Source organism: Neorhizobium tomejilense, assembly GCF_964254135.1.
Taxonomy (GTDB): Bacteria; Pseudomonadota; Alphaproteobacteria; order Rhizobiales; family Rhizobiaceae; genus Neorhizobium; species Neorhizobium tomejilense.
Genome location: NZ_CAXUSO020000001.1, coordinates 2,161,401 through 2,178,440 on the forward strand (window position 1 = coordinate 2,161,401; position 17,040 = coordinate 2,178,440).

Consider the following 17,040-nt stretch of genomic DNA (forward strand, 5'->3'; position numbering starts at 1 on the left):
TAGGCTTGACGAACTATCCGATAAAGAGGCGCTTTCCGGCGTGAACCGAGCCCTTCGATTGATCCGACGTCGCGCGATCAGCAGCATTCCGGTGCTGCTGATCGTCGTCGTCCTGACCTTCCTCCTGCTCGAATCCGCCTCCGGCGATGCGGTGGATGCCTATCTCCTGTCGATCGGCGGCGGCGACGCGACGGTCGCCCAGTCGTTGCGCCGGGCCTACGGCCTCGACCAGTCGATGCTCGCCCGGCTCTGGCTCTATTTCTCCTCGCTTGTAAGGCTCGATCTCGGCTGGTCGGTCGCCTTCGGGCGGCCGGTTCTCGACCTCATTCTTGAGCGCCTGCCAAACACGCTGCTGCTGATGGGCAGCGCCACGGCGCTTTCCTTCGGGCTCGGTTCCGCGTTCGGCATCATCGCCGGCGCAAAGCCTGAAAGTGCAATGGACAGAGTGCTTTCCACCTGTTCCCTCATTCTTTACGCGATCCCGAGCTTCTGGCTCGGACTGGTGCTCAGCATCGTCTTTGCGGTGCAGCTCCGCTGGCTGCCGACCTCGGGCATCGAGACCATCGCCTCCGGCAAGGTGGGCCTTGCCCGCGCCGCAGATATCGCCAGGCATCTCATCCTGCCGGTCGGCGCGCTGGCGCTGATCTACATGGCGCTGTTCCTGCGGGTGATGCGCTCCGGCATGGCGGAGGCATGGACGCTGGATTTCGTGCTTTTCGCCCGCTCCAAGGGGCTGTCCCGCAGCCGCATCGTGCTGCGCCATGTAGCGCGCAATGCGATGCTGCCGCTCGTCACCATGCTCGGCCTGCAATCGGCCGCCATGCTCGGCGGCAGCGTCGTCATCGAGAGCATCTTTGCCATACCTGGTTTCGGCCGGCTGGCGCAGGAGGCCGTCAGCGGCCGCGATGCGCCGCTGCTGATGGGCATCATCGTTGTCAGCGCCGTGCTGGTCATCTGCGTCAATCTCCTCGTCGATCTCGTTTATGCAGCTCTAGACCCTCGCGTCGGTGCCTCGGAGCCCAATTCATGAGGCTCCTTCGCGATCTCATCCGGACGCCGGAAGGCGCGATCGGGCTCGGCATCCTTGTGGCTCTGGTGCTCGTGGCCCTGTTTGCGCCGGCGCTGTCGCCGGGTGATCCGCTGCGCATCGCCGGCCGAGCGCTGCTGCCGCCCTTTACTGACCCCGCCTTTCCGCTCGGCACCGACCGGCTCGGCCGCGACGTGCTGGCCGGCATAATCCACGGAACCCGCACGTCGCTGGCGGTCGGCCTTGCCGCGGCGCTGGCGGCGATTGCCATCGGCCTCTGCGTCGGGTTGACGGCCGGCTTCGCCGGCGGCCTGGTCGACGAAGGGCTGATGCGCGTCGTCGATGCCTTCCAGATCGTCCCGAGCTTCCTGCTGGCGCTCGCCTTCGTCAGCGTCATCGGCGCCTCGGTGCCGGTCGTGGTTCTGGCGATCGCGCTCGGCGCCTGGGCCGATCCGGCGCGGCTGACGCGGGCGCAGGTGCTTTCCATCCGCGAGAGGGATTATGTTGCCTCCGCTCGGGTGATCGGCATGCATCCGGCCGAAATCGCCTTCCGGGAGATATTACCGAACGCCCTGCCGCCGGTGCTGGCTCTGTCAGCGATCATCGTCGCGGCGGCGATCCTCACCGAAGCCGCCCTTTCCTTCCTCGGCCTCGGCGATCCGAACGTCGTCACCTGGGGCTCGATGATCGCCGAAGGCCGCAATATCCTGCGCTCCTCGCCGTCGCTATCGATCTTCCCGGGCATCGCGCTGGTGGTGACCGTCGTCGGCGTCTACCTCTTCAGCGAAGGCCTGACCAAGGCGCTTGGCGGCCGGAGGCTGGAGCCATGAGCACGCTTTGCGAAATCAGCAACCTCTCGGTCACCTATCGCAGCCAGACGCTGCCGGCGCTGGATCAGCTCGACCTCGACATCGTCGCCGGCGAGCGGCTGGCGATCATCGGCGAAAGCGGTTCCGGTAAAAGCACGCTCGCGCGAGCCCTGGCGGGGCTGTTGCCGCCGGGTGCGAAACCGGCAGGCGAAATCCGATGGTCTTCTGGCGAGCCGCCTTTGCCCGGCCGCGATCTCGGCTTCGTTTTCCAGGACCCATCCTCCAGCCTCAACCCGGTACTCAGCGTCGGTGAACAGGTGGCCGAAAGCGCCCGCCGACATCTCCGCCTGTCCTGGACAGAGGCCTATGCCCATGCGCTAAAAATGCTGGAGCGAGTCCGCATTCCGGAGCCGGACAAGGCGATGAAAGCCTTTCCGCACCAGCTTTCCGGCGGCCAGCGCCAGCGCGTCGCGATTGCCGCCGCCCTTTCCGCCAAGCCCGGCATCCTGATCGCCGACGAGGCGACCAGTGCGCTCGACATGGTCGTGCAGGCCGAGATCGTCTCGCTCCTCGACGAACTGGTTCGCGAGGCCGGCATGACGCTGATCTTCATCACCCATGACATCGCGCTGGCTTCTGGGTTTGCGAACCGGGTGGCAATCTTCAAGGACGGGAGGCTGGTGGAATCGGGCCTGACCGGACTTGTTCTCTCGTCCCCCAGAGAAGCCTACACGAAAACCCTGATCGCCAGCCATCGCGATCTCGCGACACCTCCGCTCATTCGGGAGGCCGCGCTGTGACGCTGCTCGCGATTGAAAATCTCTCGAAGCGTTTCTCCTCCGGCGGCCGCGAGGTTGCGGCGGTCAGCGATGTCTCGTTGACGCTGGGACCCGGTGAGACGCTGGGCCTCGTCGGCGCCTCGGGCAGCGGAAAATCCACCCTCGCCCGCATCCTGATGCGACTGCTGCCGGCCGATGCCGGCGCCATCCGATTTGAGGGCGACGACTGGCTCTCGCTGTCCGGCGCCAATCTCCGCCATCGCCGCGCCAGGATGCAGATGGTGTTTCAGGATGTGCTCGGCGCCTTCAATCCGCGCGCGACCGTCGCCTCGGTCCTGGATGATCCATTGCGCATCCACGCCATCGTGCCGAAAGCCGAGCGCGGACAAGAAATCGCAGCGCTTCTCGACCGCGTCGGCCTGCCGGCAAGTTATGCCGAGCGATCGATCCGCGACATTTCCGGCGGCCAGCGACAGCGTATCGCCATTGCCCGTGCCATCGCCACAAAACCATCGCTGATCGTGCTCGACGAGGCGGTATCGGCGCTGGACGTCTCGATCCGCGGCAAGATCCTCGAACTGCTGGTCGAGCTACAAGAAGAGCGCGGCATCAGCTATCTTTTCGTCTCGCACGATCTCGCCGTCCTGCGCGCCGTCTCGCACCGGATCGCCGTCATGGATGCGGGGCGACTGGTCGAGACCGGACCGATGCGGCAGGTGATCGAAAATCCGCAATCGCCTGCAGCTAAGGCGCTGATCAACGCCGTGCCGCGCCTTTTGACGGAACCAACGGAAGGACCATCCCATGACGTTTGACCGCTGGAACCCGCTGAACGACGCCCCCTCTTTCCCCACCGCGCGTTACGCTGCTATCGCCGACCGGATCGCCAAAATCCTGAAGACCCGAAACGACGTCCTGCTGATCCAGGCGGAGGCCGTCGTCGCGCTGGAAGCGGCCGCCCTCAGCCTCGCCCGACCCGGCCTGAAGGCGATCAACATCGTCACCAGCATGTATGGCGGATGGTTCGGCACCTGGCTCCGGCGCGGCGGCGCCGAGGTCGTCGATCTCGCCGCAGAGCCCGCCCGTCCGATCAGGCTGGAAGCGGTCGAGGCGGCGCTGAATGCACATCCGGACATCAAGGTTCTGGCCCTCGTCCATGCGGAATCGGCAAGCGGCATCCGCAACCCGCTGGAGGAGATCGTCGCGCTCGCCCGCTCGCGCGGCATCGTCACGGTGGTGGATGCGGTCGCTTCGATCGGCGGTCATGCGCTTAGCATCGACGAGCTCGGCATCGACGTCGCCGTCATCGGTCCGCAGAAGGCGCTGGCGGGACCAGCCGGGGTTTCGGCGCTCTCCGTCAGCCCGGCCGCCTGGAAACTGATTTCTAAACAAGGGGCGCCAAGGGATTCCATTCTCTCGCTTATCGACCAGAAAGCCTGGCTCGAAACCGGCCGCGGCGCGTTATCAGGCACCACCGCCCCGCTGGAATTTTTCGCGCTCGAAGCCGCCCTCGATCGCGCCGAGGCGGAGGGCATCGATGCGATCGTCGCCCGGCATGTCCGCGCAGCTCGCGCGACCCGTGCGGCACTCGCTGCCATGGGCGGCGAACTCTGGGTCGATGCCTTGCATGGTTCGAACCTGGTGACGGCGGCCAGGCTTCCGGCCGCAGCCGATCCAGCCGCCGTGCTCTCCGTCGCCCCGCGCGGCATCGAGCTTTCCGCCGGCGTCGGCCCCGGCGCCGAACGGCTGATCCGGCTCAACCACACCGGCCAGCGCGCCCGTTTCGATATCGTGCTTGGCAACCTGACGGCCTATGGCATGGCGCTTCGGCGGCGGGGGTTCAAAGCAGACATATCCGCCGCCGTCGACGCCATCGCCCTGCATTACGGCGATTGATCAGAAGCCTTTTTCCACCAGCCAGTCGTGGGCGATCATCTCGTCCTCGGTGCCGATCCCGTGGTTGGCATCGAGCGTCCTGGCGGTAAGTTCCGCTCCGTCAGCGAGAAGCCGCTCTTCGAGTTCCCGGGCCAGCGAACCGTAAAAATCGTCGGTCGCGCTGAGCGACAGGACATGCGTGCCGGAAAGATCGACTGCCGGCCGATCTTCCAGGCAGTTCATCGACCGCAGCAGGACAGCTTTGCGGATCAACTCCGGATGAAGCTGCATCACCGCGCCGATCATGTTGCCGCCGTTGGACCAGCCGGCAAAGGCCGTCCGCGCCGGATCGACGCCATAGGCTGGGCCCAGTTCCTCCACGAAGGCGACGAAGGCCTCCGCTTCCGAGACGATCTCCTTCTGATCGAACGTCGTCTCCGTGAAACGACGAAAATATCGCGGATGCCCCTCGTCCGTCGATCGCCCGCGCACCCCGATCAGCATGGCGTTCGGAGCCGCCTTACGTCCGAAGGGCAGCATGGTCGTCTCATTGCCGCCGCTGCCGTGCAGCAGCACCAGCGTCGAACCATCCCAGCTCTCCGGCATGTGGATGCGGTGCACGAAAGGCAGGTCGCGATAAATGATGCGCTCCTCCCCCGGCAGGCCGAACTGCGGCAGCATGACCCGCAGGACATCGTGGTCTTCCTTGAAATGCGTCGGGATAAACAACTCGGACCCCAGCGTTTCAATCGGCTCGTCCGCCATGAAACCCGGCCCGTCCGTCGCCAGTTCGATCAGCGTGCCGGACGGCTCGCGGACGTAGAGCGAGTGGAAATAATGCCGGTCATGCATGTTCATCTCGCCGGCGTCCTCCACCAGCAATTTCGCATGCACCGCCTCGACCTGAGGCAGATCGACGGCGCGAAACGCGATATGGTCGATCGTGCCGGTGCCGGGCGCGGCAGTCCAGAAACCGCCCGCATCGCGGACATCGACGATATCTCGCGCATCCGACACCAGCCGCTGGATATTGCCCTCTTTCGGCCCGAGCCGAAGCCCCATGTGCCGCGTCAGAAACGTAGCGGTCTGCTCCGGCTTTTCGGAAAGGATCGTCGCGCCATGGAGCTTGCGGATCGCATCCACCTCGCTTATGCCGCCACCGCTCCACCAGACCCAGGGCGTCGTCTCCTCCACGCCGACGAGCTTGACGATGATGCCGTCGGGGTCGGTCAGCCGCAGCACCGGTTCTCCAAACTCCTGGGCCGGGCCGGAAAGCTTGACGTTGAACTGCAGCGCGCGCGTCAGCCAGAAACCGATTGCCTCGGGCGCAATTGCAAAACTGATCTCGCTCGGCGCACCATGCCCGACGCGTCCAAGCGAGCCATCCTCCCAGGCGAGGAAGGTCACCAGCGAACCGGGTGTCGCCGCACCATCGCCGTAGAACAGGTGAAGCTGGCGGGCATCCTCGAAGCCTGCCGTCCTCTTGACGAGCCGCAGGCCGAGAAAGCCCGTGTAGAAATCGACATTCGCCTGGATCTTGCGGGTGATGGCGGTGATGTGATGCAGGCCGCTGGTCATGCGAAAGCCGAACCTTTTCTCGTGAGTTACGGCGCGACGATATCAGCCCGGAACCGACCTTGCGATATGCACGGCGACAAAAGAAACCGCGGTCAACATCCTGATGGGCATTTCCCTCCCTCATCCGCATGCTCAGGCATTGGAATACCGGCAGGCTCGTTGCTGAAAATTCAGGCGCCACACAGGTCAAAAATTCACCACAGCGGGCTCGGTTTTTGGTCCAAATCGGTTGACTGATTCAGCACCATTATGCAGGCTAGATCGAGGTCCCGAATCTTCATCTCATAATGGCCGTCTTTCCGGATATTTTTCCGGCTCTGTAGTTCATTTTGGAATAAACCCGTGAGCAGCGATGCAACAGTTCGCGCCGCGAAGCCGTCGGCTTCGTTGGCGCTGGTGAATGCGGCAGGTTGGGGCAAAGGCTTCTCGATACTGACCCGCATTACCGTCATGGCCTTCCGTCATCCGTGGCAATCGAGCTTCGCGATCGGCGCAACCCTGATCGCCTGCGCCTTCCAGCTGATGATCCCGCGGCTGCTTGGCCAGGCGGTGGACCACACGCAGGTGGCGCTGACCGGGGGCGATGCCGGCCAGGCGGCCCAGGATGCGCTGCTGACGACCGCCCTGCTGCTGCTCGGCGCCAGCGTGCTCCGCGGCGTTTTCACCCTGTTCCAGAACTACTACAGCGAGGCGGTCGGCCACCATATGGGCTATCGCCTCCGGCTTGCCTGTTACGAGAAGATCCAGCGGCTCTCCTTCAGCTTCCACGACAGCATGCATTCGGGCGACCTGATCACCGTCGGGCTGCTCGACCTCGAAGGCGTGCGCATGTATTTTTCGACCGCGCTGGTGCGCATGGTCCTGCTGACCGTGCTGATCGGCATCGGCGCCTATCTTCTGCTGTCGACCGACGTGGTGCTCGGACTGCTGGCCCTGAGCTTCGTGCCGTTCGTCGGCTGGCGGTCGTCGGTGACGCAGCTCCGGCTGCGCGCCACCTGGCTCGACCTCCAGGAACGGCTTTCGGTTCTGACCCGCGTGATGGAGGAAAACCTCGGCGGCATCCGCGTCGTGCGTGCCTTCGCCGCACAGGACCACGAGCTCGAAAAGTTCGACACGGCATCGAAGAGCGCGGTGTCGCTGGCGCATCAGCGCGTCGGCATCCGCGTCGCCAATACCAGCGCCATGACGCTCTCCTTCTTCGCCTCCATGGGCCTCGTTCTCTGGGTCGGCGGCACCAAGGTAATGGCCGGCGAGATGACCGTCGGCACACTCACCTCCTTCCTCACCTTCATGACCATCCTGCAGATGCCGGTGCGCCAGCTCGGCCTGATGGTCAACGCCTTTGCCCGCGCCTCCACCTGCGGTGCACGCCTGTTCGAACTGCTCGACCTCGATATCGCCATCAAGGACGAGAATGACGCCAAGGAGCTGAAGGTCACCGACGGCACGCTGCGGTTCGAGAATGTCGATTTCGCCTATCCGGGCGCCGAGAAACATCAGGTCCTGACCGGCGTGTCCTTCGAGGCGAAGCGCGGCGAGACGATCGGCATCGTCGGCCCGCCCGGCAGCGGCAAATCGACCATGGCTCACCTGATCCCGCGTTTCTACGATGCGACGGGCGGCAGGATCACCATCGACGGCCAGGACATCCGCCGCGCCACGCTGCAGTCGCTGCGCCGGTCGGTGGCCGTGGTCCAGCAAGACAGTTTTCTGTTCACGACGACGATCGAGAACAACATCGCCTATGGCGACCCTTGGGCCAAGGAAGGCCGCATCGAGCGCGCCAGCGAAAGCGCCCAGCTCCACAATTACGTGCTCGGCCTGCCGACCGGTTACGGCACGGTCGTCGGCGAACGCGGCGTATCGCTCTCCGGCGGCCAGCGGCAGCGCCTGTCGATCGCCCGTGCGCTTATGCTGCGCCCGGCCGTGATGGTGTTCGATGACTCGACGGCGGCAATCGATGCCGGCACCGAACAGCGCATCCGCACCGCGATGCGCAGATATGCAGCCGACCGGGTGACGATCATCGTCGCCCATCGCCTGAGCTCGCTGATGCATGCCGACCGGATCCTGTTCATGGAAGAAGGCCGCATTGTCGAAAGCGGAACGCATGACGAGCTGCTGGCGCTCGGCGGCCGCTATAAGGCGCTTTACGATCTGCAGGTACGTCCGGGCGACGACGCGCTCAGCGCCTGAGGGAGGATATATGGCCGAGGAACTGGAAACCGAACGCTCCGACGTTCGTGACGACGGCAGGCGCCCGCCCCGCGCGGTAGTCGGCTCGCACCGCATCGAAGAGGAAATCTTCGGCAAGGTCTTCGACAGCAACATCGTCAGGCGCATCTGGGGTTTCGTGCGGCCCTACCGCACCAAGATCTATTGGGCCGTGCTTGCGGTGCTGACGTTCACGGCCATGCAGCTCCTGATCCCGCTGATCATCCGTTACGCGATCGACCACGGCATGCAGGCGGGCGCAGACAGCCAATCGATATTGATCTGGTCGATCGTTGCCTTCCTGGTGGCGATCATTATCAATTTCGGTGCCAGCTATGCGCAGGAAACGCTGGTCGGGGGTGTGGCCGAAGACGTGCTCTTCGATATCCGCCGGGCAATGTTCACCCATCTGCAGCGCGTCTCGCTCTCCTGGATGGACAAGACGGAAGTCGGCCGCCTGATGTCGCGCCTGCAGGGCGACGTCAATTCCATGCAGGAATTCCTCGAAACCTCGGTTCTCTCGGTCGGCGATATCACTCTGCTGTTCGGCATCGTCTTCGTGATGCTGACGCTCGATTTCAAGCTCGGCCTGCTGACGCTCTGCGCCCTGCCCGTCCTCTTCGTCGTGCGCCTGTTCTGGCTGCCACGGGCGCGAAAATCGTTCATGGCCGCGCACGAAACCAACTCGATCGCCAACGGTGCGCTTGCCGAAGCCATCCACGGCGTGCGCGCCGTCCAGAGCATGGACCGCCAGAGCGTCAACTTCATGCTCTATGACGACAAGGCCCGCGCCAACCTCAACACGCATCTGAACGCGGCGAAATACGCCCAGGTGATGGTGCCGATCGTCGACTCGCTGACTGGCCTTGCGATGGCGCTGGTCGTCGTGGTCGGCGGTGCCCGCGTGCTCAACCAGGCGCTCGACGTCGGCGTCATGGTCGCCTTCCTGTTCTACATCCAGCGCTTCTTCGACCCGATCCGCTCGCTGACGCTGCAATATTCGGTGATGCAGCGCGCCATGGCATCGGGCCAGCGCCTGACCGAAGTGCTGGACGTGCCGGTCGACGTCCGGGATGCGCCGAACGCCAAGGTCCTCACAGCGGACATGGACGGCTCGGTCGAATTCAAGGACGTGGTCTTCGGCTACAATCCCAAGCACCCTGTCCTGAAACAGGTGAGCTTCAAGGTGAACCCGGGCGAAACGGTCGCGCTGGTCGGCCCGACGGGCTCGGGCAAGTCGAGCTGCATGTCGTTGATCCATCGTTTCTATGACGTGCAGCAGGGCCAGGTCCTGGTCGGCGGTCACGACGTACGCGACCTGACGCAGGAATCGCTCGGGCGGCAGATCGCCATGGTGCTGCAGGAGCCGTTCCTGTTCACCGGCACGGTGTTCGAGAACATCCGCTACCACAAGACGGACGCGACCAGCGAACAGGTGATAGAGGCGGCCAAGGCGGTCGGCGCCCACGACTTCATCATGCGCATGCCGGAGGGTTACGAAAGCATCCTTGGCCAACGCGGCGGCAATCTCTCGCTCGGCCAGCGCCAGCTTCTGAGCTTTGCCCGCGCGCTTGTGGCGGACGCGAAAATTCTGGTGCTCGACGAGGCGACCGCCAATATCGACAGCTATACCGAAATGCTGATCCAGAAGGCGCTCGTAAAGCTGCTCGAAGGCCGCACCGGGCTCGTCATCGCCCATCGCCTTGCGACCATCCGAGAGGCGGACCGTATCATCGTGCTGCAGAACGGCGAGCTGATCGAGAGCGGCAATCACCGCGAGCTGATGAAGAACAAGAAGCTCTATTCGAAGCTCTACAACCTCAACTACTCGTCCTTCGACGATATCCCGGAGGATGTCATCGAAGAGGCCGTGACCGAGCAGGCGACCTGAAGCCGGTCTGGACCGCTCCACTCATCGCCCCTGAAAGCCGTCGCGGTTTACAGGGCCAACCGCAAAAAAGCCCGGAGGCGTCTGACGCATCCGGGCTTTCTAGTTTCTTCTGGCAATCTTGAAGTAAGGTCTAAGCCTCAGCGGCGCTGGTTGTAGACGTCGACGCAGACGGCGCCGAGCAGAACCAGGCCCTTGATCACCTGCTGGTAGTCGATACCGATGCCGAGGATCGACATGCCGTTGTTCATCACGCCCATCAGGAAGGCGCCGATGACAGCGCCCGTCACCTTGCCGACGCCGCCATAGGCGGATGCGCCACCAATGAAGCAGGCCGCGATGACGTCCAGTTCGAAGCCGGTACCGGCCTTCGGCGTAGCGCTGTTCAGTCGTGCGGCGACGACGAGGCCACCGAGAGCCGCAAGCACGCCCATGTTCACGAAGGTGAGGAACACCAGCCGCGTCGTCTTGATGCCGGAAAGCTCGGCTGCGCGGGCGTTGCCGCCGACCGCATAGATCTGCCTGCCGATCACCGTGCGGGTGGTGAGGAAGCTATAGGCTGCGATCAGCACCGCCATGATGATCAGCACGTTCGGCATGCCGCGATGCGACGAGATCAGGAAGGCGATGTAACCGACGCCCGCCAGAATCAGCAGGTTCTTGGCCACGAAGAAGCCGAACGGCTCCGTCTCGACGCCATGCGAAACGCGCCGCTTGCGGCTTGCGAAATTCTGCACGATGAGGATGACCGCAAGCACCAGCCCGAGCAGGAACGAGGTGATGTAGAGGCCGCCGGTCGACGAGATCAGCTCGACGACGTAACCGGACGAAAGCTTCTGGAAAATCGGCGGGAAAGGACCGATTGCCTGGCTCCCGAGGATGGCGATCATCAGTCCGCGGAAGACCAGCATGCCTGCCAGTGTGACGATGAAGGACGGTATCTTGAAATAGGCGACGAAATAGCCCTGAGTCGCCCCGATCAAGCCGCCGACGGCAAGGCTGATGACGATGACGACGGCGAAATTCAGGCCCCACTGAACCATCAGCAACCCGGCAAAACCGCCGATGAAGCCCGCGACCGAACCGACCGACAGGTCGATATGGCCGGTGACGATCACCATCAGCATGCCAAGTGCCATGATGACGATATAGGAGTTCTGCAACACGATGTTGGTGACGTTGAGCGGCCTCAGGAGCACGCCGTCCGTGGCGATCTGGAAGAAGATGACGATCACGACCAGCGAGATCAGCATGCCGAAATCGCGCAGATTGTCCTTCAGAAAACCGCCCACGCTCTGAGGCGCCGATATCGTTTCCTGCGGAGTACTCATTATTCTCTCCCTTTGCGCCGCATGATGGCGCGCATGATATTTTCCTGCGTGGCTTCCTCGCCGGCCACTTCGCCGACAAACGCACCTTCGTGCATCACCACGATACGGTCGCAGATGCCGATCAGCTCAGGCATTTCCGACGAGATGACGATCACCGCCTTGCCCGCATCGGCGAGTTCGTTGATGATTGTGTAGATTTCATATTTCGCGCCGACATCGATACCGCGCGTCGGCTCATCGAGAATGAGCACGTCGGGACCGGTGAACAGCCATTTCGACAATACCACCTTCTGCTGGTTGCCGCCGGATAGCTTGCCGGTCTCCTGATAGACGTTGTGGCTGCGGATGCGCATCCGGCCACGGAATTCCTGCGCCACTTTCATCTCTGCGATGTCGTCGATGACGCCGCGGGAAGAAACGCCGCCGAGATTGGCGAGCGAGACGTTCTTGCGGATATCCTCCGAGAGAACCAGCCCGAGCTGCTTGCGGTCCTCGGTCACATAGGCAAGGCCGGCCTTGATCGCCTTGTGGACGTCGGAAAGGTCGAGTTCCTTGCCGTGCAGCTTGGCGGTGCCGGTGACGTGGCGCCCCCAGGACCGGCCAAACAGGCTCATGGCGAATTCGGTGCGCCCGGCGCCCATCAGGCCGGAAATGCCCACGACCTCGCCTGACCGCACCTTCAGCGAGACGTTCTTCACCACCTGCCGGTCCGAGTGCATCGGATGATAGGCGGACCAGTTCTCGACTTCGAAGATAACGTCGCCGATCTTTGGTTCGCGCTTCGGATAGCGGCTTTCCAGGTCGCGGTCGACCATGCGTCGCACGATCTCGTCTTCGTCGACGGGACCGGCATGGCAGTCCAGCGTGCCGACGGTGCGGCCGTCGCGCAGCACCGTGATGCGGTCGGCGACCTCGGAAATCTCGTTGAGCTTGTGCGAGATCATGATCGAGGTAATGCCGTTGCGACGGAATTCCTTGAGCAGTTCCAAAAGCGCGGCACTGTCGGTCTCGTTGAGCGACGCGGTCGGCTCGTCGAGGATCAGCAGCCGCACGTCCTTGGACAGCGCTTTGGCGATTTCGACCAGCTGCTGCTTGCCGACGCCGATATTGGTGATCAGCGTGTCCGGCTGTTCTGTAAGCCCCACCTTCGCAAGCAGTGCCTGGGTGCGCTTGTGCCGTTCGCTCCGGTCGATCACCCCGCGGCTCGCCGGCGGATTGGTCAGGAAGATGTTTTCCGCGATCGACATCAACGGAATGAGTGCCAGTTCCTGATGGATGATGATGATGCCGAGCTTTTCGGAATCGTTGATGTCGCGGAAATGCCGCTCCTCACCCCCGAAAAAGATGGAACCCTCGTAGGAACCGTGCGGATAAACGCCGGAAAGCACTTTCATGAGGGTTGATTTGCCAGCGCCGTTTTCACCGACGAGGGCATGGATCTCACCCTCCTGAACGGCGAAGCTGACATCGGAAAGCGCCTTTACGGCGCCAAAGCTCTTCGAAATCGCCCGCATCTCGAGGATGGGTGGCTTGTCGGCAAGCTGAACGGGATCGAGCATGATCACTCCGAAAAAAGGTCCGCGCGGCAGAATACCACCGCGCGGATTAAAAGGCTTACTTAAGCTGCGATTCTTTGTAGTAACCGCCATCCACCAGAACCTGCTTCCAGTTGGTCTTGTCAACCACGACCGGCTTCAGGAGGTATGACGGAACGACCTTCTTGCCGTTGTCATAGGTCTTGGTGTCGTTGACAACAGGCTCCTTGCCGCTCATCGCAGCATCGACCATGTCGACGGTGACCTTGGCAAGATCGCGCGTGTCCTTGAAGATCGTCGAAGACTGCTCGCCGGCAATGATCGACTTGACGGACGGGACTTCTGCGTCCTGGCCGGTAACGATCGGCATCGCCTGACCGCCGGAACCGTAACCGACGCCCTTCAGCGACGACAGGATACCGATCGAGATGCCGTCATAGGGAGACAGAACGCCGTCCAGCTTCTTGCCGGAATAGGTCGACGAAAGGATTGCGTCCATGCGGGACTGGGCGGTTGCCGGGTCCCAGCGCAGCGTCGCGACCTTGTCCATGCCGACCTGGCCGCTGCCGACCTTCAGCACGCCCTTGTCGATCAGCGGCTGAAGCACGCTCATTGCGCCGTTGTAGAAGAAGAAGGCGTTATTGTCGTCCGGCGAACCGCCGAAGAGTTCGATGTTGAACGGGCCCTTTTCAGTGTCGGCCTTGAGGCCCTTCACCAGCGAAGTAGCCTGCTGAACGCCGACCTGGAAATTGTCGAAGGTGGCGTAGTAGCTGACGTTCGGGGTATCGCGGATCAGGCGGTCATAGGCGATGACCTTGATCTTCTGGTCGGCGGCCTGCTGCAGCACGTCGGAAAGCGTCGTGCCGTCGATCGAGGCGATGACGAGAACCTTGGCGCCCTTGGTGATCATGTTTTCGATCTGCGCGAGCTGGTTCGGGATATCGTCTTCAGCGTACTGAAGGTCGGTCTTGTAACCGCGCTCTTTCAGGACCTTGACCATGTTGTCGCCGTCCGCGATCCAGCGGGCGGAAGACTTGGTCGGCATGGCGACGCCGACGAGACCCTTTTCCTGTGCGCTGGCCGGAGCCGCGACGACCAGACCGGCCAACATGGCCGCGGTCGCGAGATATTTGAACATTCGCATGGATTACTCCTCCTTTGGAGCGGCTCCCTTCGAGCCGCCAATCTTGTCTAAGGGCGGTCCCCGCCACCCTGGGGACCGAAACGGTCAGTGATTGTCGCGCGGGATGCCGTTGGTCTGGGCAATCCGCTGGTATTTGACGGCCGGCTCCAGCACTGCGCCGGTTTCGAGCTGTCCGACATAGTTGCGCTGGATTTCCTGCCAGGGCGTCTGATGCTTCGGGTACTGGTAGCCCCCCGCCGCTTCGAGTGCCTTGCGGCGCTCCGCCATCTCCTCGTCGGAAATCAGGATGTCCGCGGTGCCGCGACCAACATCGATGCGCACACGGTCGCCGGTCCGCAGGATGGCGAGACCACCACCGGCTGCTGCTTCCGGCGAGGCATTGAGGATCGACGGGCTGCCCGACGTTCCCGACTGGCGGCCGTCGCCGATGCAGGCGAGCGACGAGATGCCCTGCTTCAGGAGATAGTCCGGCGCGCGCATGTTGACGACTTCGGCAGCGCCCGGATACCCGATCGGGCCGGCGCCGCGCATGAACAGGACCGTATGCGCGTCGATTTCGAGCGACGGATCGTCGATCCGGTGATGATAATCTTCCGGCCCGTCGAACACGACCGCCCTGCCTTCGAAGGCTTCCGGATCGTTCGGGTTGGAGAGATAACGCTGACGGAATTCCGGCGAGATGACGCTGGTCTTCATGATCGCCGAAGAGAAGAGGTTGCCGCGCAGCACCCGGAAGCCGGCATGGGCCTTCAAAGGCTCGTCGTAGCGGCGGATGACCTTCTCGTCTTCGATGATGGCGCCACGGCAGTTCTCGCCGATCGTCTTGCCGTTGACCGTCATGGCGTCCTCATGGATGAGGCCCTGGGTCATCAGCTGGTTGACGACTGCAGGCACGCCGCCTGCATGATAATAGTCCTCACCGAGATATTCGCCGGCCGGCTGCAGGTTGACGAGCAGCGGCACTTCCTCGCCGTAGGTCTGCCAGTCGTCGACGGTGAGCTCCACGCCGATATGACGGGCAAGCGCGTTCAGATGGATCGGCGCGTTGGTCGAACCGCCGATCGCCGAATTGACGCGGATGGCGTTGATGAAGGCTTCCTTGGTCAGGATCTCGGAAGGCTTCAGGTCTTCCTTGACCATTTCGACGATGCGAAGGCCGGTCAGATAGGAGACCTCCTGCCGGTCGCGATAGGGCGCCGGGATCGCGGCAGAGCCCGGAAGCTGCATGCCGAGCGCTTCCGCGAGCGAATTCATCGTCGTCGCCGTGCCCATCGTGTTGCAATAACCGGTGGACGGCGCCGAGGAGGCGACGAGCTTTACGAAGCCCGCATAGTCGATCTCGCCCTTGGCCAGCAGCTCGCGAGCCTTCCAGACGATGGTGCCGGAGCCGGTGCGCTCGCCACGGAACCAGCCGTTCAGCATCGGACCGACCGACAGCGCGATCGCCGGAATGTTGACGGTGGCCGCCGCCATCAGACAGGCCGGCGTGGTCTTGTCGCAGCCGATCGTCAGCACGACGCCATCGAGCGGATAACCGTAAAGCACTTCCACAAGGCCGAGATAGGCAAGGTTGCGGTCAAGGCCGGCGGTCGGGCGCTTGCCCGTTTCCTGGATGGGATGGACCGGGAACTCGATGGCGATGCCGCCTGCCTCGCGGATACCCTCGCGCAGACGATGCGCCAATTCCAGATGATGCCGATTGCAAGGCGAAAGATCGGAGCCCGTCTGGGCGATGCCGATGATCGGCCGGTCGGACTGCAGTTCAGCCTGGCTGAGACCGAAATTCATGTAGCGCTCGAGATAGAGCGCCGTCATGTCCACATTCGACGGGTTGTCGAACCACGCGCGAGAGCGGAGCTTTCTGGCCGCCTGGCGCCCCTTGTCGGTTTCAGCGATCTCGTTCGAAGTTACGTTTTCCGAATTGGTCATCATCAGTCCTCAAATACGTCTGTTTGAATGCGCCGGCCCAGCATAAAGGCATCGGCGACATGCACCAGCGGCGAGAAATCGGTATCGCTGCGGCTTTCTGCCACCAGCGTCACGAAATCACGATAGAGATTGCGGTATTCCTTGTCTTCCTCGACGATCGCGCTTTTGCCATCGACGAAAAGGCGGCTGCCGCCATGGGTCAGAACGATCGGCCCCTCGTCGGTCTCGACGCGGATATCCCAGGTCTGTGGCCCGGTCTGGCGCCAGTCGAACTCGGCCGAGACCGGAACTCCGCCATCGGTCTCGAAAGAAAGGCTTGCCGCGATCGGGGCCGCCCGGTTGCCCGGGAAGGTCAGTTCGGAACGGGTGAGGTGAAAGCTTTCCGGCAGGATGCGCGTGACGATCGACAGCGCGTTGATGCCGGGATCGAAGACGCCGAGGCCACCCGGCTCCCAGATCCAGGCCTGACCGGGATGCCAATGGCGGACATCTTCCTTCCACTCCACCGCAACGCTGCGAATCCTGCGTTTGGCAAGCAGCGCCCGCGCCGGCTCGACAGCCGCAGCGGCGCGCGAATGCCAAGTCGAAAACAGCGAGACGCCTTTTTCCTTGGCGAGCTTTTCCAGCGCGTAGACTTCCGAAAGCGTCGCACCCGGCGGCTTTTCGAGCATCACATGCTTGCCGGCATCGAGTGCCGCCTTTGCCTGCTCGAAGCGCCCGACGGGCGGCGTACAGAGAGAAACAGCGTCGAACTTGACGTCCGAAGCGAGCAGATCGCCGATCTCATGGAAACAGGCGATGTCGTCGAGCTTGGCGTGACGGCTGGCGACGGCCACGAGTTCGATGCCGTCGGTTGCTTCGATCGCGCCGAGATGCTGATCCCTTGCGATCTTTCCAAGCCCGACGATGGCGACGCGGATGGGAGCCATGG

The 17,040-nt window shown here is 63.1% G+C and carries 13 protein-coding genes; 7 read left to right on the top strand and 6 right to left on the bottom strand.

Features of this window, described 5'->3' with window-relative positions; translation table 11 throughout:
* Nucleotides 1–40 precede the first annotated feature (40 nt).
* The 5 genes from ACSQ3G_RS11035 to ACSQ3G_RS11055 are packed head-to-tail and all read left to right on the top strand — an operon-like array spanning nt 41 to nt 4,511.
* Complete coding sequence (locus tag ACSQ3G_RS11035; RefSeq protein ID WP_436110059.1) at nt 41–1,030, top strand: ABC transporter permease; 990 nt, start codon at nt 41–43, stop codon at nt 1,028–1,030.
* Nucleotides 1,027–1,857 (top strand): ABC transporter permease, encoded by an 831-nt coding sequence (locus ACSQ3G_RS11040; RefSeq protein ID WP_436110060.1) that lies wholly within the window; start codon nt 1,027–1,029, stop codon nt 1,855–1,857. The genes ACSQ3G_RS11035 and ACSQ3G_RS11040 overlap by 4 nt, the downstream gene beginning before the upstream one ends.
* Nucleotides 1,854–2,636 (top strand): ABC transporter ATP-binding protein, encoded by a 783-nt coding sequence (locus tag ACSQ3G_RS11045; RefSeq protein WP_436110061.1) that lies wholly within the window; start codon nt 1,854–1,856, stop codon nt 2,634–2,636. The genes ACSQ3G_RS11040 and ACSQ3G_RS11045 overlap by 4 nt, the downstream gene beginning before the upstream one ends.
* A complete protein-coding gene (locus ACSQ3G_RS11050; RefSeq protein ID WP_436110062.1) occupies nt 2,633–3,430 on the top strand; it encodes an ABC transporter ATP-binding protein in 798 nt (265 codons plus the stop codon). Before ACSQ3G_RS11045 ends, ACSQ3G_RS11050 begins: the two co-directional genes overlap by 4 nt.
* On the top strand, nt 3,420–4,511 hold the full coding sequence (locus tag ACSQ3G_RS11055) for a pyridoxal-phosphate-dependent aminotransferase family protein (protein ID WP_436110063.1): 1,092 nt from the start codon (nt 3,420–3,422) through the stop codon (nt 4,509–4,511). The genes ACSQ3G_RS11050 and ACSQ3G_RS11055 overlap by 11 nt, the downstream gene beginning before the upstream one ends.
* On the opposite strand, the gene ACSQ3G_RS11060 is transcribed toward ACSQ3G_RS11055, so the two are convergent.
* Nucleotides 4,512–6,068 carry a VOC family protein gene (locus ACSQ3G_RS11060; RefSeq protein ID WP_436110064.1) on the bottom strand — a complete coding sequence of 519 codons (1,557 nt, stop codon included), beginning with the start codon at nt 6,066–6,068 and terminating at the stop codon, nt 4,512–4,514. It abuts the gene before it with no gap.
* 342 nt (nt 6,069–6,410) lie between these two features.
* Here ACSQ3G_RS11060 and ACSQ3G_RS11065 point away from each other — a divergent pair, with 342 nt between their 5' ends.
* Both ACSQ3G_RS11065 and ACSQ3G_RS11070 read left to right on the top strand, forming a co-directional pair.
* Nucleotides 6,411–8,264, top strand: coding sequence for an ABC transporter ATP-binding protein (locus ACSQ3G_RS11065; RefSeq protein ID WP_436110065.1), 1,854 nt, complete (start codon nt 6,411–6,413; stop codon nt 8,262–8,264).
* A gap of 10 nt (nt 8,265–8,274) precedes the next feature.
* On the top strand, nt 8,275–10,173 hold the full coding sequence (locus ACSQ3G_RS11070; RefSeq protein WP_436110066.1) for an ABC transporter ATP-binding protein: 1,899 nt from the start codon (nt 8,275–8,277) through the stop codon (nt 10,171–10,173).
* Between the two features lie 137 nt (nt 10,174–10,310).
* Here the strand turns inward: ACSQ3G_RS11070 and mmsB are convergent, their stop codons facing one another.
* The 5 genes from mmsB to ACSQ3G_RS11095 all read right to left on the bottom strand — a co-directional run bounded on the left by mmsB (nt 10,311) and on the right by ACSQ3G_RS11095 (nt 17,038).
* A complete protein-coding gene (gene mmsB / locus ACSQ3G_RS11075; RefSeq protein WP_105400691.1) occupies nt 10,311–11,501 on the bottom strand; it encodes a multiple monosaccharide ABC transporter permease in 1,191 nt (396 codons plus the stop codon).
* Nucleotides 11,501–13,060 (bottom strand): multiple monosaccharide ABC transporter ATP-binding protein, encoded by a 1,560-nt coding sequence (mmsA, locus tag ACSQ3G_RS11080; RefSeq protein ID WP_436110067.1) that lies wholly within the window; start codon nt 13,058–13,060, stop codon nt 11,501–11,503. Before mmsA ends, mmsB begins: the two co-directional genes overlap by 1 nt.
* Before the next feature lie 55 nt (nt 13,061–13,115).
* Nucleotides 13,116–14,147: a multiple monosaccharide ABC transporter substrate-binding protein gene (chvE, locus tag ACSQ3G_RS11085; protein ID WP_245282809.1), complete on the bottom strand. Its 1,032-nt coding sequence runs from the start codon at nt 14,145–14,147 to the stop codon at nt 13,116–13,118.
* A gap of 117 nt (nt 14,148–14,264) precedes the next feature.
* Entirely contained in the window at nt 14,265–16,109 is a 1,845-nt protein-coding gene (locus ACSQ3G_RS11090) for an IlvD/Edd family dehydratase (protein ID WP_105438526.1), read from the bottom strand.
* Nucleotides 16,110–16,111: 2 nt separating this feature from the next.
* A complete protein-coding gene (locus ACSQ3G_RS11095; protein WP_436110068.1) occupies nt 16,112–17,038 on the bottom strand; it encodes a Gfo/Idh/MocA family protein in 927 nt (308 codons plus the stop codon).
* Nucleotides 17,039–17,040: the final 2 nt, after the last annotated feature.